Source organism: Streptomyces curacoi (genome assembly GCF_001513975.1).
GTDB classification, from domain to species: domain Bacteria; phylum Actinomycetota; class Actinomycetes; order Streptomycetales; family Streptomycetaceae; genus Streptomyces; species Streptomyces curacoi.
The window spans coordinates 206365-219675 of the sequence record NZ_KQ947990.1 but is presented as its reverse complement, the minus strand read 5'-3'; the positions used below and the strand labels follow the sequence as shown (position 1 = coordinate 219675).

16 protein-coding genes and 2 pseudogenes are annotated in these 13311 nt (G+C 69.1%); 8 read left to right on the top strand and 10 right to left on the bottom strand.

All coding sequences use genetic code 11. From position 1 onward, the window contains the following. Positions 1-6: 6 nt before the first annotated feature. Positions 7-1125 (top strand): phosphoserine transaminase, encoded by a 1119-nt coding sequence (gene serC, locus AQI70_RS24160; protein WP_062153516.1) that lies wholly within the window; start codon positions 7-9, stop codon positions 1123-1125. Between the two features lie 105 nt (positions 1126-1230). On the opposite strand, the gene AQI70_RS24155 is transcribed toward serC, so the two are convergent. From AQI70_RS24155 to AQI70_RS24145, 3 genes and pseudogenes are all read right to left on the bottom strand, one after another. Then, the gene (locus tag AQI70_RS24155; RefSeq protein ID WP_062153514.1) at positions 1231-1533 is read right to left on the bottom strand and encodes an ankyrin repeat domain-containing protein; all 303 of its coding nucleotides are present in this window, start codon (positions 1531-1533) and stop codon (positions 1231-1233) included. A 46-nt stretch (positions 1534-1579) separates the two neighbouring features. After that, complete coding sequence (locus tag AQI70_RS24150) at positions 1580-1756, bottom strand: DUF397 domain-containing protein (protein WP_062153512.1); 177 nt, start codon at positions 1754-1756, stop codon at positions 1580-1582. After that, positions 1753-2622: pseudogene (locus AQI70_RS24145) on the bottom strand (helix-turn-helix domain-containing protein). Before AQI70_RS24145 ends, AQI70_RS24150 begins: the two are co-directional and overlap by 4 nt. Positions 2623-2808: 186 nt before the next feature. Here AQI70_RS24145 and AQI70_RS24140 point away from each other — a divergent pair. Both AQI70_RS24140 and AQI70_RS39250 read left to right on the top strand, forming a co-directional pair. Then, the gene (locus AQI70_RS24140) at positions 2809-3234 is read left to right on the top strand and encodes an ATP-binding protein (protein ID WP_062153510.1); all 426 of its coding nucleotides are present in this window, start codon (positions 2809-2811) and stop codon (positions 3232-3234) included. Next, positions 3215-3496 carry a hypothetical protein gene (locus tag AQI70_RS39250; protein ID WP_159042701.1) on the top strand — a complete coding sequence of 94 codons (282 nt, stop codon included), beginning with the start codon at positions 3215-3217 and terminating at the stop codon, positions 3494-3496. The genes AQI70_RS24140 and AQI70_RS39250 overlap by 20 nt, the downstream gene beginning before the upstream one ends. Here AQI70_RS39250 and AQI70_RS24135 read toward each other — a convergent pair. Beyond that, on the bottom strand, positions 3486-4334 hold the full coding sequence (locus tag AQI70_RS24135) for a helix-turn-helix domain-containing protein (RefSeq protein WP_062153508.1): 849 nt from the start codon (positions 4332-4334) through the stop codon (positions 3486-3488). The genes AQI70_RS39250 and AQI70_RS24135 overlap by 11 nt on opposite strands. Before the next feature lie 19 nt (positions 4335-4353). Then, positions 4354-5121 carry a DUF6879 family protein gene (locus AQI70_RS24130; RefSeq protein ID WP_062153506.1) on the bottom strand — a complete coding sequence of 256 codons (768 nt, stop codon included), beginning with the start codon at positions 5119-5121 and terminating at the stop codon, positions 4354-4356. 178 nt (positions 5122-5299) lie between these two features. Between AQI70_RS24130 and AQI70_RS24125 the strand changes: the two genes are divergently transcribed. From AQI70_RS24125 to AQI70_RS24115, 3 genes are all read left to right on the top strand, one after another. After that, positions 5300-5518: a hypothetical protein gene (locus AQI70_RS24125; RefSeq protein ID WP_062153505.1), complete on the top strand. Its 219-nt coding sequence runs from the start codon at positions 5300-5302 to the stop codon at positions 5516-5518. A 58-nt stretch (positions 5519-5576) separates the two neighbouring features. After that, positions 5577-5801 (top strand): hypothetical protein, encoded by a 225-nt coding sequence (locus AQI70_RS24120; protein ID WP_062153503.1) that lies wholly within the window; start codon positions 5577-5579, stop codon positions 5799-5801. A gap of 105 nt (positions 5802-5906) precedes the next feature. Continuing rightward, the gene (locus tag AQI70_RS24115; RefSeq protein ID WP_062153501.1) at positions 5907-6377 is read left to right on the top strand and encodes a hypothetical protein; all 471 of its coding nucleotides are present in this window, start codon (positions 5907-5909) and stop codon (positions 6375-6377) included. A gap of 69 nt (positions 6378-6446) precedes the next feature. Here the strand turns inward: AQI70_RS24115 and AQI70_RS24110 are convergent, their stop codons facing one another. The 3 genes from AQI70_RS24110 to AQI70_RS24100 form a co-directional block, all read right to left on the bottom strand. Next, on the bottom strand, positions 6447-7961 hold the full coding sequence (locus AQI70_RS24110; RefSeq protein ID WP_062153499.1) for a cellulase family glycosylhydrolase: 1515 nt from the start codon (positions 7959-7961) through the stop codon (positions 6447-6449). A gap of 105 nt (positions 7962-8066) precedes the next feature. Then, positions 8067-8888: an ABC transporter permease gene (locus tag AQI70_RS24105; protein WP_062153497.1), complete on the bottom strand. Its 822-nt coding sequence runs from the start codon at positions 8886-8888 to the stop codon at positions 8067-8069. After that, entirely contained in the window at positions 8885-9859 is a 975-nt protein-coding gene (locus AQI70_RS24100; RefSeq protein ID WP_062153495.1) for an ATP-binding cassette domain-containing protein, read from the bottom strand. The genes AQI70_RS24105 and AQI70_RS24100 overlap by 4 nt, the downstream gene beginning before the upstream one ends. An 87-nt stretch (positions 9860-9946) precedes the next feature. On the opposite strand from AQI70_RS24100, the gene AQI70_RS24095 reads away from it, so the two are divergent. Then, positions 9947-10768, top strand: a complete 822-nt coding sequence (locus tag AQI70_RS24095; protein WP_062153493.1) for a TetR/AcrR family transcriptional regulator — start codon at positions 9947-9949, stop codon at positions 10766-10768. Between the two features lie 8 nt (positions 10769-10776). On the opposite strand, the gene AQI70_RS24090 is transcribed toward AQI70_RS24095, so the two are convergent. Continuing rightward, positions 10777-11748, bottom strand: a complete 972-nt coding sequence (locus AQI70_RS24090) for a TolB-like translocation protein (protein ID WP_062153491.1) — start codon at positions 11746-11748, stop codon at positions 10777-10779. A 99-nt stretch (positions 11749-11847) separates the two neighbouring features. Here AQI70_RS24090 and AQI70_RS24085 point away from each other — a divergent pair, with 99 nt between their 5' ends. Then, on the top strand, positions 11848-12534 hold the full coding sequence (locus AQI70_RS24085) for a GDSL-type esterase/lipase family protein (protein WP_062153489.1): 687 nt from the start codon (positions 11848-11850) through the stop codon (positions 12532-12534). Here the strand turns inward: AQI70_RS24085 and AQI70_RS24080 are convergent. Continuing rightward, positions 12495-13244: pseudogene (locus AQI70_RS24080) on the bottom strand (aminoglycoside adenylyltransferase family protein); the annotation flags it as partial. The gene AQI70_RS24085 and the pseudogene AQI70_RS24080 overlap by 40 nt on opposite strands. Positions 13245-13311: the final 67 nt, after the last annotated feature.

Below are 13311 nucleotides of genomic sequence, written 5' to 3'. Positions count from 1 at the left end.
CCGTTCGTGGCTGAGATCCAGATTCCCGCTGACATCAAGCCCGCCGACGGACGTTTCGGCGCTGGCCCCTCCAAGGTGCGGACGGAAGCGCTGGACGCGCTGGCCGCGACCGGTACCTCCCTCCTCGGCACCTCCCACCGCCAGGCCCCGGTCAAGAACCTGGTCGGCAAGGTGCGTGAGGGCATCTCCGAGCTGTTCCAGCTGCCCGACGGCTACGAGGTGATCCTCGGCAACGGCGGCTCCACCGCGTTCTGGGACATCGCGACGCACGGCCTGATCGAGAACAGGTCGCAGCACCTCACCTTCGGCGAGTTCAGCTCCAAGTTCGCCAAGGCCGCCAAGCTGGCCCCCTGGCTCGCCGAGCCGGACGTCATCACCAGCAACCCCGGCACGCACCCCGAGCCGGTCGCCGAGGAGGGCGTCGACGTCTACGCCTTCACCCACAACGAGACCTCGACCGGTGTCGCCATGCCGATCAAGCGCGTGGCGGGCGCCGACGAGGGCGCCCTGGTTCTCGTGGACGCCACCTCCGGCGCCGGCGGCCTCCCCGTCGACATCGCGGAGACCGACGTCTACTACTTCGCCCCGCAGAAGTCCTTCGCCTCCGACGGCGGCCTGTGGATCGGCGTCTTCTCGCCTGCCGCGATCGAGCGCGCCGAGCGCATCCACGCGTCCGGCCGCCACATCCCGGAGTTCTTCTCGCTCCCCACGGCGATCGACAACTCCCGCAAGAACCAGACGTACAACACCCCGGCCCTGGCCACCCTCTTCCTGCTGAACCAGCAGCTGGAGTGGATCAACGGCCAGGGCGGCCTGGACTGGGCGGTCCGCCGCACGGCCACCTCCGCGCGGACGCTGTACGGCTGGGCCGAGGACATCAAGTACGCCAACCCGTTCGTCACCGACCCGGCCAAGCGCTCGGCGGTCATCGGCACGATCGACTTCACGGACGAGGTCGACGCCGCCGCCGTCGCCAAGGTCCTGCGCGCCAACGGCATCGTCGACACCGAGCCCTACCGCAAGCTCGGCCGCAACCAGCTGCGCGTCGCGATGTTCCCGGCCATCGACCCGGCGGACATCGAAGCGCTGACGAAGTGCGTCGACTACGTGATCGAGAAGCTCTGACCTCGACGCTCATACTCCGCTGAAAGGGCGCCCGGTACGGCAAGTGCGCAACTGCCGTACCGGGCGCCCTCGCCATACGGTGGGAAGTCGCTGCCGACGGGCCGGTCAGCCGCCTGCGCGTGAGTCGGCCGACCTGGTTCCGCCCGCGTCCCGCAGAAGCCGGACGACATCGGCGTGAGGGCCGGCGAGCGCCCAGTCCATGGGGGAGTAGCCGGTTCCGTAGTCCTCTCGCAGGACCGGGTCGGCCGCGCCGTGCACCGACGCGGCGTAGAGGGGTGTCGTGCCCTCGTTGTCGGCCTCGGCGGGCTGGGCGCCGGCCCGCAGCAGGGTGCGGACGTCGGCGAGTTCACCGATGCTCGCGGCCAGGACGAGCCGCTTGGTGAGCTTCTTCTGCCGTCGTCTGTTCACGGTGGGGCGGAATTCCGTGGGGCGGCCTTCGTGTGTCCGCGGCTTGTCAGAACTGCCGGATGAAGGCCTGCCAGCCCTCACGGGAGACGGTGATCAGGGGGCCGTCCTGCTGCTTGCTGTCGCGGACGGCCCGGCCGCCGGGGGCCGTGTCGGCGACCTCGACGCAGGCGTTCTCCGCCCCCGAGTAGGAGGACTTCCAGAAGGTGCTAACAACCTCGGTCACGATGTGTCTTCCTTCAAGGTCCGCAGTATGCCCCGGATGAGCTTCGCGCTCGCGTCCGGTGCCAACGCTGACGATCGTAGTAGGTCGAAAGCACTGGCGTAAGCGGCAAGGTCCTCGGCCCCTTCAAGGACCGACGTGCCTCTCAGGTTGTCCATGGCGACTGCTTCGACGGTCGGCTCGTCGTCGAAGCTGAAGGAGTAGAAAGCGGAGGAGTAACCGGCCAGAACGCCTGCGCTGAACGGCAGCACCTGCACTGTGACGTTCTTCCGCTTTCCGATCTCAAGGATCGCGGACAACTGCTCTCGGTGGATCTCGACGCTCACCAGCGGTTGCGCGAGGACCGCTTCCCAGAGGATGGCCGTGTACGAGGCTCCGCCCTCTTCGATCTTCGCTTGCCTCCCCACACGGACCTTCACCAACTGGGCAGCCCGTTCTGGCTCGATGTAGTGGGGACTGGCAGCGATAACCGCCTCCGCATAGGCCGGAGTCTGCAGAAGCCCCGGCACCATCACCGGCTGCCACTCTCAGATGTAGGTGGCGTCGTCCTCCAGCGCGATGTGATCGACGTAGTCGGGCCGCAGGTGCTCGGCATGTTCTAGCCACCAGCCCCGGTTCTTGGAGTGCTTGGCCAAGTCCTCCAGTTTGTTCCGCACTTCGGGGTCCTTGACGCCGTACGCGTCCAACAGCAACCGCACTTCGATGACGCGCGCGGTGACGTGACCGCTCTCAAGACGGCTGACCCTCGCCTGACTCGCCGCGATGATCTCGGCGGCCTGCGGCTGGTCGAGCTTGGCGGCTTGCCGGTACTGCCTGAGCGCCGCACCCAAGCGCCTGCTGCGCACTGTCGGTCGTCCACCTGCGGGCATGGGACCTCCCCTTTCCTGCGGCAAAGATGCCACACACGCTGTCACAACGAGAGCGCTTCACTCGATCGAGCTATCTACTGAATGTATTCAGTTGAGCGTGTTGCACAAGCGATGAACGCAGCCGTAGCTTCACAAAGGCGCCGAACGGAGCGCATCTTGGCGACACGTCAGGAGGTACGGCACCCCATGCCCCAAACCGAAACCTTCCGCATCCCCAAGCGCAGACGACACGTGCCCACCGCCCGCCAACACATCCGCAAGGCTCTCGCGGCCTGGGCCATCACCGACGAACTCGCCGACACCGTCGTCCTGTCGGCGAACGAACTCGTCACCAACGCCGTGACCCACTGCCGCACCTCCGACGCCCAGATCAAGGTCACGCTCACCCTCGACGGACCGGAGCTGCTCCTGGAGGTCTGCGACCCGGACAGGGACCGGCTCCCCCACATCCACGACTCCGGCCCGGACGAAGAAGGCGGACGCGGACTCGCACTCGTGGAGGAGTTGGCCGACATCTGGGGGCATCGACAGGAGCCGTACGCGAAATGCGTGTGGGCCCGGTTCACGCTCACCGAAACGCTGGAGAGGCCTCATGTTCCGGCTGCTTTATGACGCGGTCGCCCAACTGTTCAGCCGCCCCGCGGTGAACGACCGGGACCTCGCGCGTGAGACGCGGACGCCGGACCCGTACACATGGCGGCTACCGAACCCGCGCGATGCCCGCTGGCGCCGCTGGGCCAAGCGCTCACGTGCGGCCGGCTATCGGTTGCCGTTTCCGCATGACGACGAGTGCTGGTCGGCCGCCCTGCCCTCGCAGAGGCCGCTCTGGGAGACCTCCTACGACGTGGTACGGCCGTACGTCCTCAGACCTTGATGCTGCGGCGGACGCGAGCGATCACCTGCTGGGCATCGGCGCCGAAGACGGCCGACTCCGCGAAGGTGTCCCAGACGCGGCGGTAGAGGGCGATCGTTTCGGCATCGTCCAGCCAGAGTTCGGCGTGCCAGTCCTCGACGACGACCAGGCGCTCGTCCAGCACATTGAACGAGTTACCCATCGTCAAGGGAAGCGGGCCGTCCAACGGCAGGATCCCCAGATTGACGGTGTCCATGCCCACCACGCCCAGCAGACGATCGAGTTGGGTCGCCAATATGTCCGGTGGACAGATCCGGCCCCACAGCACGCTCTCGGACATGAGCAGGTTCAACCGCTTGCCCGGCCGGTACAGCCACTCCTGCCGTTTCAGGCGGGCCCGCACCGCGGCTTCCGTGTCCCTTGGTGACTGCTGGAGTTTGGCGTGCCGCTCGAAGACGTGCCGGGCGTAGTCAGCCGTCTGGAGCATGCCGCTGACAGCGGCAGTGCTCAGCGCGTGCTGTGTCGTGCTGTTGGACACAAGGGTGTTCCAGGTTTCCTGGACGGGTGCGTGCCCTGCCGCGAGCTGACGTCGCCATGAACGAATCTGGCTCTCGAAACCCCTCAGACGTGCACGCAGTTCCGCGAACACGGCAGGCTGCCCGACGGCCTCGGCCCATGCCCGCAGGTCGTCGTCCGTGGGGGTCTGCCTGCCGTTCTCCAGCTTGCTGACCTTCGACTGCGGCCATCCCAGCCGCTGCGCGAGCTGGACACCGGTGAGCCGGCCTTCAGGGCTGTCCACACGCAACTCTCTAAGCTTGCGGCCCAGTTCCTCACGTGCTCTTTGATAGTCCGTACTCACCGGTCACCCGTGATTGGCCTTACGCGTCGCTCTGCATGTCCGCCGTGAACTGCTTCCAAGGTACGGCGTGGTGCCAAGCAGCATCCCGGATCATGGCACAGCGCACCACCTCCGCCGGTTCCGTGATGAGATCCACGTGCGTGAGCTGATCGTCGTCATCGAACCGCAGGAGCGCGATGAGGCGGCTGTCGAACAGCCAGAAGTCCTCCGCCGGGAGCCGGAGCCGGTCGGCGTCGGCACGCCACAGGTTGCGGATGTCCTCGCCGGTCGCGATGTTCCACCTGGCGCCGTCGAGTAGGTAGCGCTGCCCTGCAGTGGGGGGCCGGTCCACGATGCGCACCCGCTCGACCCGCTTGCCCTGTGCGGTCTGCGCTCGGATCGTGTCACGGAACGCCTTGGCGGGCGAACCTTCCGGCCAGTCCTCGACGACGCTTCCGGTCTCGATGAAACGCTCCCAGCGGTCGCTGGCCTCGTCACTCGCGTACCGGCGACGGGTCTCCAGGCGCCAGGCGGTGTGCTCGAACTTGCCGAACAGACTGCCGAACTCGTCCAGATCGATCGTCCGCACCTTCCGCGCCCCTTCCTTCGGCGCCCAGTCCACCAGCAACTCGCGCGGCACCACGACCGCGACCTCACCTTCCGAGAGGTGCTGGAGCTGCGCCACATCTTCAGCGTCGGTCAGCGGAGGCCCATGCACGATGACCTCTCCGGTGTCCAAGTCCTCATGCAGGGACGGGCATCCGCCGACGTCACTCCCCGTCCCGTTGAACCGCAACCTGCGCACCATGCACAACCACCCCCCTGGGTGTTGACGATGTTGGTGCGCCCAGCATCTCGGTACCCCTGAGTGAATGTCCATGCATTCAGAGTAACCACGCGAGAATAACAGCGAATATTCTGCACCTTGCTCCATTCCCCCTGCCTACGGTCACTCCCCGAAGCCACACCAAACGCGGGGAGACGCGATGGCAACGACCGCCAGGCCCGAGCAGAATCACTCGGCCCGATTGCCCAGCGGCATCGACGCATGGCTGTTGGACTGCGCACCGGCCACCGGCTGTGAGGTATGCGCCGCGAACTGGCGGCAGCTCGTCGACTGCCAGCAGTCCGGCGACATCGCGCAGGCCGTCCGCCACGCCACCGAGATCCGGGACCACACCTCAGGCGTGCACGCAACGCCGTAGGCCGGGCGCAGACGCCTCCCCTCCCCTCGAACTCCCAACGGAGCAGGAAGGTGCAGTAATGCTGAACGCAAACGACCTGTACGCACTCGACATCCACGAGGCCTCGTTCGTGAAGGCCTGCGGAGGCCCCTGCACCGAAGGGTGCGTGACCCTCGCCCGGCTCGGCGACAACGCCTGGGCCCTCGGCGACAGCAAGCGGCCGGAGGCTCAACCGCTGCGGTTCACCACGGAGGAACTGGCCGTGGCCGGCATCGACCCCGCGCGCTTCGGCTTGTCCGTCTGACCCACCCCCTTCCACAGCCGGTCCTGGCTCGTGGCACCCACGACCGGGACCGGCTGACTCATACACGTCGACTACACGTCGACACCGAACCCGACGGGACCCCCCGTGCACCACCACGGCTACCTGTGGACGGGCCCCAAGGCCCGCTTCGACCAGGAGGCGCTGCGCCGCCCACCCCACCCCGAGCCGCCTCCGGCCGGAAGCAGGCCGGAACTGATCCAGCGATATCGCGAGGTCGCCGCGGAGTTCCCCACCTCGGATCTGCCGCCGCTGGAAACGGCGTACTGGCTCGTCAAGCCACGCTCGCTGGTCCGTGGCACTTGGCCGGACCCGGGCTCGGCAGCGGCATGGCTCGGTGACCGGCTGACCGAGTACGCACCCCGGTTCGCGTCCCCGCCCCAGCGCGATGTCAGTCACCTGACCCGCCTCGTCACCTCTGCTGCTGAGCGGCTGGCATCAGGCGGTGACGTGTCGCTCGGCTTCTACCTCGAACGCCCCTCGTACCTTTCCCTGGCCCTGGTGACGTGCGCCCCGGATCGCGGGATCCGGGAACTCCCGTGTCCGCTGGACGGCTGAAAGGGCGCCGGGACGGCTGAAGGGCGCCTACCGGACACCGGGCGCCCTCCTTCCCGACGACCGCCTCTCCTATCCGGCAGCCGCACAGCTCACACTCGGCACACCACCGCCCCCGGGCGCACCCCCGAACCCGAAGCTCGCCGAGCCTCCCGCCGGGGCCGACCCGTTGTGCGCGGCGTTCGACGCGGTGACGCTCGCCCCGGTCTGTGTGTACGTCGCGTTCCACATGGACGTGACCTTCTGCGAGCCGCTCCAGGTCCACGTCACTTTCCAGGACTTGAGCGGTGTCGTGCCCGTATTGGTCACCCGAACCTCGGCGTTGAAGCCGCCGCCCCAGTCGCTGCTCACGGTGTAGGCGGCGCTGCAGGCCGCCGTACTCCCACCGCCACCGCCGCCACCGCCTCCGCCGCCGCCCGGGAACCCCGGCGCCTTGATGCTCGCCAGATACCCGTCCTTCACGGTGTCCACGGTCGACCAGTCGTCCTTCAGGATCCCGCCCGTGTCACCGGAGTTGGGGTTCCAGGACCAGAACGTCCAGTGGAAGGAGTCCGCCCCGTACGTCGACGTCGACCTCAGGTAGGTCACCAGTGCGGCCAGCCACTTCTGGTCCACCGTGGACTGGAGCGTCGTACCGAACTCACCGAGCCAGACCGGGGCGATGTTCTGCTTGAAGATGTAGCCCCAGTACCTGTCCCAGATGCCCGGCATGTTGTCGGGGAAGGACGGGTCACTGAACCAGGGCTGCTGGGCCACGCTGGTGGCATAGTCGTGGGCGGAGTACACGAGCCGGTTCGGGACGTCCAGCTGCACGGGGTACTGGGCCACGCCCATCAGGTTGCCGCCCCACCAGCCGTTGGCGCCGTTGAACGACTGCACGCCCTCGACCATGATCAGCAGCTCGGGGTTGACGGACAGGACGGCGTTCCCGGCCCGTTGCGCGGCCAGCCGCCAGTCCCTCGTCGTGTCGCCGCAGCCCCAGCAGGCGGGGTCGTGCGGCTCGTTGTGCAGGTCGATGCCGACGACGGTGGAGTTGCCCTTGTAGCGCGCCGCCAGTGCCTTCAGGTTGGCGATCCACGTCGACTCCGGCACCGCGCTCGTGTACCAGAGCGCCGACTGGCCGCCCGCGTCCGGGCGGTGCCGGTCGAGGACGATCTTCAGGCCGCTCTGCCCGGCGTACGCCACGATCCGGTCCAGCACCTGCAAGGACGTCAGCCCCTGTAGATCGGCGTTCTTGCCGTCGGCGAAGTTGATGCTGTCCGGCATGGTGCCGGGCTTGAGGATGTCGTCGCTGAAGGGCAGGCGGAGGGTGTTGTAGCCCAGCGATCTCATCTGGTCGAGCATGCTCTTGTAGTCGCGGGCCCACAGGCCGTGGACGACGTGGTTGCCGGTCTCGAAGCCGAACCAGTTGATCCCGGCGATACGGACCGGCTGCCCGGCCGCGTCCAGGATCTGCCGGCCGCTGGTGTGCCAGTACCCGGCGCCGGCCTCCGCCGCGTGAGCGGTCTGCGCGCCGGGTCCCAGCGGTAGTACGAGCGCGAGCGCCGCGACGGCGGCGCCCAGCGCTCTTCGCAAGCTGCGGAACATGTCGCTGCTTCCTCTCGGAGGCGCGGGCCCGGAACTGGTGGGAGCGCTCCCACCCCCGCACCTCCATGGAAGTCAGGTCACATGAACACGTCAAGGACTACGGCGTCACCGGCTCAGCCGCTGGAACCTCCGCACCGCGAGCGGCAGGAAGATCAGCGTCAGGATCACCGGCCACACGCCCGCCATCAGCAGCGCGTGCTGCTCGATCCAGGAATCACCGCCGGGGACCGGCGTGCCGAACAGGTCACGGGCTGCCGCGGCAGTGGACGAGATCGGGTTCCACAGGGCCACCCAGCCCAGCCAGTCGGGCATCAGCTGGGGCGCGACGAAGATGCTGGAGATCATCGTCAGCGGGAAGGCCACGGCGAACAGGCCGCCCGCCGCCTCGGGGTTGGGCACGAGCAGCCCGAGCCACACCCCGACCCAGATCAGCGCGAACCGCAGCCACAGCAGCAGTCCGAAGGCGGCGAGGAAGCCGAGCCCGCCGTCCGGGCGCCAGCCCATCGCGAAGGCCGTCAGCATCATGATCGCCAACTCCGCGCATGCGGCGAGCAGATCCGTCACCCCGCGCCCGGCGACGACGGCGGCCGAGGCCATCGGCATGGAGCGGAACCGGTCGATGACGCCCTTGGTGGAGTCGTACACCACCACGGTCGCGGTGTTGATGAAGCCGAACGCCATCGTCATCACGAACATGCCCGGCATCAGGAAGTCCTTGTAGTCCCCGCCGCCGGGCACCTTCATCGCGCTGCCCAGGACATAGCCGTAGAGCAGGACGGAAAGGATCGGGAAGCCCAGCTGCCAGGCGATGTTGACCGGTTGGCGCTGGTACTGGGTGAGGCCGCGCCGGACGATGTTCCAGACGTCGGCGAGGGCCCAGTACAGCCGGCCGTGCGTGGCCGGGGCGGTCAGGTCCACTGCGGTCATGCGACGGCCTCCTTCTCGGCGGACTCGGTGCGGTGTCCGGTCAGGCGCAGGAACACGTCGTCGAGGCTCGGCCTGCGCAGCCCGATGTCCTCGACCTGGACGCCCTCGTCCTGGAGCGTGCGTGCGACCTCGGTCAGCGCGGACACCCGGTCGGCCACGGGCGCGTGCACCCGCGACTCGGCCTCCTCGGTCTCGGGTTCGCCCTCGCAGACCCGGGCGACGACCTTCACCACGCGTGGGACGTCGGCCCGTTCGGCGACGACGACCTCGATTCGGTCGCCGCCGACGAGGTTCTTCAGCCCGTCCGGGGTGTCGTCGGCGATGGCCCGGCCCTGGTCGATGACGGTGATGCGCGAGGCGAGCTTGTCGGCCTCCTCCAGGTACTGGGTGGTCAGCAGGACCGTCGTGCCGCCGGCCACCAACGCCCGCACCGACTCCCACACCTCGCCCCGACTGCGGGGGTCCAGCCCGGTCGTCGGCTCGTCGAGGAAGAGGACGGCCGGGGCGAGGATCATCGAGGCGGCGAGGTCGAGGCGGCGCCGCATGCCGCCGCTGTACTTGTTGACGCCCTTGTCCGCCGCGTCGGTCAGGTCGAACTGCTCCAGCAGTTCGGTGGCGCGCAGCTTCGCCCGCCTGCCGCCCAGGTGGAAGAGCCGGCCGAACATCTCCAGGTTCTGCCGGCCGGTGAGCACCTCGTCCACGGCCGCGTACTGCCCGGTCAGCCCGATCCGCGCCCGCACCTCGCGAGGCCGCCGGGCCACGTCCAGGCCGGCCACCGTCGCCCGGCCGCCGTCCAGCCGGATGAGCGTGGACAGGATGCGTACGGCCGTGGTCTTGCCGGCGCCGTTCGGGCCGAGCAGGCCGTGCACGGTGCCTTCGCGGACGGCCAGGTCGAAGCCGTCGAGGGCGCGTTTGTCGCCGTAGCGCTTCTCCAGACCCTCGGCCCGCACCGCGTATCCGTCGTCTCCCATGGATCCCCCTTTCGATAACTGAGTACACCGTACCCGATTGCGCGTACACCGTACCCAGTTTTTTCGGCAGGACTTAAGCTGAACCGCATGACGAGTGGCAAGGGCGGCAGCAGCGGTACGGAGACCAGCGGCAGCGGAGACATCGTCCGCACCCTGGAGCTGCTGTGGGAGACGGGGCGACGGCCCAGTCGCGGCCCCAAGCCGGCCCTGAGCCTGGACCAAATCGTGGAGGCGGCCGTCCGGATCGCGGACACCGACGGCCTGGAGTCGGTGTCCATGCGCCGGGTCGCCGCCGAGCTGGGCACGGGGACGATGTCGCTGTACCGCTACGTCCCCGGCAAGGCCGAGCTGCTCGACCTGATGCTGGACCGTGTCCAGCGCCCCTCGGAGAACCCGGCCGACCTGGGCGACGGCTCCTGGCGCTCGGCCCTGGAGGCCATGGCCCGCGCGACCCTCGCCCTCTACCGCCGCCACCCCTGGCTGCTCCAGGTCAACCAGTCCCGCCCGATCCTCGGCCCGAGCGCCCTGGACGGCATGGAGAAGGTGCTCGCCCGCATCAAGCCGATGGGCCTGCCCGACCGCGAGCTGGTCTCGGCGGTCGTCATGATCGACGGCTATGTCGTCGGGGCCGCGCGCACCCAGCTCTACCAGCGGGAGGCGGAGCGCCGGACCGGACTGACGGACACGGAGTTCTGGCAGGCCCAGGCGCCGATGCTGGAGAAGATCATGACCTCCGGCCGCTACCCGGTCCTCGCCTGCCTCGACGAGAACACCTGGAATCCCGACTTCGACCACTTCGAGTTCGGGCTGCAGCGGATCCTGGACGGGCTGGAGGTCTTCGTCACCGTCCGGCGCGAGGGAAAGACGGGCGGGGCGGGCGGCGCTGCGCCCTCACCCCCGACGGCATAGCCGCCGGCTCACCCCCGACGGAACAGCCGCCGCAGCCCGAAGACGACGACACCGGCGATGAGGACCGCCACGGCGCCGACCTTGAGGTCACCGCCGGTGCCGCCGTCGCCGTCGTCCGAGGAGGCCGAACTCCCGCCGCCGGACGACGACTCGGAGGACCCGGCGTCCCCGGGCGCGTCCTGCGCCACCACGGCGCTGCCGGCCCCCTCGCTGCCGAGCATGAGCTTGGTCCCGTCGACCGAGTAGCTGGCGGACTCGCCCTGCCCGAGGGGCACGCTGATGCGCTCCAGCCGCTTGAGCCTGCCGCCGTTCCAGTCGTACGCGAGCCCGCCGAAGTAGCCGCGTACGGCGAGCGTCCTGCCGTCCGGGGAGAAGGCGGCGTCGGTGGCCCACAGGTCGACGGGGACGGTGGGCCTGAAGACGTTCGCCCCCGAGGCGGAGAGCTCGGCCGGCCCCTCGTAGAGATGCCCGCCGTCCTCCTGCTTGTCGATGATGTAGACGCGCCCGGTCTTGGGGTGCACGACGAGCGACTCGGCGTCGCGCGAACCGTCGGAGTACTTCACCACGTACTGCGTGGCCCGGATCGTCCGGTCCTTGAGCGTCTTCGGCTCGGGCAGCCGGTAGACCCACACATAGGGCCACTGCACACCGTCGTTGTCACCGATGTCGCCGACCCAGATCTCGTTCCCCGGCCCGATGGCGATGGCCTCGACGTCGCGCGGGGTGCCCACCCCCGTCATGGTGATGGTCGCGACGGTCTCGCCGGTGCTGCTGTCGACGGCGTAGAGGTAGGCGCCCTTGTCCTGGTCGTTGTGGGTCCAGTAGATACCGGGGTGCTGACGGGAGGCGGCCAGTCCGCTGGACTCGGTGATGCGCGGGTCCTTGATCGTGAAGTCCTCGTCGCCGTCGGCGGCGGAGGCGGGCAGGGCACACGCGCCCGCGAGCAGGATTCCGGCGAGAAGGGCGATCGGTCGGCGCATGCCCCCAAGCCTGCCATCCGGCCGGATGATTCGGCGGCGTGTCCGGCTTCACACCCCACCCGCCCCTACCGTCGGGTAGCGATCGTCCATCATGAGCGGATGCTCAGGTTCATGCCCGTCGGCGACTCCATGACCATCGGCAGCGCCGGCGAACACACGTGGCGCTACCGCATGTGGCAGCACCTGCGTGAGACGTACGGCGGCCCCTTCGCCCTCGTCGGCCCGCGCGAGACCCTGTACGACAAGGCCACGGACGCGCCCACGTCGTACGAGTACGCCCCCGACTGCGACCCGGCCTTCCCCCGCGCCCACCTGGCCGGCTGGGGCGAGGGCTGGCTGCACATGGCACCGATGATCGGCGAGGCGGTGCGGTCATGCCGGGCGGATGTGCTGCTGGTGTCGCTGGGCCTGATCGACCTGGGCTTCTACACGAACGCGGAGCAGACGGCGCAGAACGTACGGGAGTTCGTGGCCGCGGCCCGGGCGGCGAACGCCCGGGTGCGGATGGCCGTCCTGCCGGTGATCCCGAACGTACGGGCGGAATCGGACGCCGAGTTCGCGAGGCAGGTGACCCGCTTCAACGAGCTGCTGGCGAAGACGGTGGCCGACCTCGACGAGCCGCGCTCACCGCTGCTGCTGGCGTCGCCGCCGGCGTCCTACGACATCCACCTCGACACGTACGACGGCACGCATCCGAACGCGAGCGGCGAGCACCGGATCGCGGAGGCGTTCGCGGAGGCGATGTATCAGGCCTGGGGGCTGGGCGAGCCGTACAGCGCCGCCTGAGCGTCGATGGCGGCCACGAGGAAGTCGGCACAGGGGCGGACGCCGGGGAGCAGCTCCTCGTCCCAGCGCTCGTCGTCGTCGCCGAGGCAGACGGCGCGGGGGTGGGCCAGGACCGGTCGGTGCTCGGCGGGTATCCGGGGCAGAGCCCAATCAGCGGCGGCCTCCTTCGCCTTGATGGTGCCGAGCACGAGGGTGGTCCAGATCCGGGCGAGCGTCAGCAGGACGTTACGGGTGTCGGAGTCCAGCTCGGCGAGCAGCTGCGGTACGCCGGCGACCATCGCCCGCGCGAGGTCGGCGGGCGGGACGGGATCGAGGAGCTCGGCGGGTGGGGGGCCGTACAGCGCGGTGTTCCCTCGCAGCACCATCGTGAGGAGCGGCGCGAGATCGGGGCTGGGCTCGGGGACGGGCACGACCCCGCGCTCGTAGTCGGCGCGCATCCACTCGCCGTAGAGGAAGTCACAGGTGGGCGGGTACCGCCAGGGCCGTACGTCGTCCTGTACGACGACGATGAGCTCGACGGGTCGGCGGGTACGGCGGCCGGGCGGTCCCGAGATGTCGAGCAACTCCTCGACCAGGGCGTGGCGTTGGTCGTGGGTCGTGGGGCGGCGCACGACGACCAGGACGTCGATGTCGCTGTGAGGGCGCAGGCCGCCCAGGACGGCGGAGCCGTGGAGGTAGATGCCGAGGACGGTGTCGCCGAGGGTGCGGTGTGCCCATCGACTACCCCGGCCACCTCAACGACGGCCCGGAACGACGAGTGCCCCGCGGAGATCGCTT